1 pseudogene is annotated in these 402 nt (G+C 42.8%); it reads right to left on the reverse strand.

What is annotated here, in order from left to right:
* Positions 1–356, reverse strand: a pseudogene (locus FCS21_RS17980) (hypothetical protein); the annotation flags it as partial.
* Between the last annotated feature and the right edge of the window lie 46 nt (positions 357–402).

The raw sequence follows: 402 nt of genomic DNA on the forward strand, positions 1-402 counted from the left end.
ACTTCATTCAAGAAACGCTGACTAGCCGAATAGCTATCTGTCACGATTGTTTCTGAATGCTTGGTGTTATGTCGGTTGATATGCGCAATTGCTTCACTTAAAGAATCGACTACTTTGACGGCAAGGATATAATCCAGATATTCAGTATCCCAATCTGCCTCTTCTGCTAAAGCAGCTGTCTCTAGATATTCTAACGCACGAGTATCCGCACGTAAAGAGACGCCGTGTTCTACCAGTTCTTTTTCAATGGCTGGTAAGAGAAAGGGTGCGATCTCAGAATGGATCAGTAATGTTTCTGCCGCGTTGCAGACAGAAGGACGGGAAGCTTTTGCATTGACGATGATTTTCACTGCCATAGACAACTGTGCTTCTTTATCGATGTATACGTGATTATTTCCTGTA

Origin of the sequence: Colwellia ponticola (assembly GCF_005885605.1) — a bacterium.
Taxonomy (GTDB): Bacteria; Pseudomonadota; Gammaproteobacteria; order Enterobacterales; family Alteromonadaceae; genus Colwellia; species Colwellia ponticola.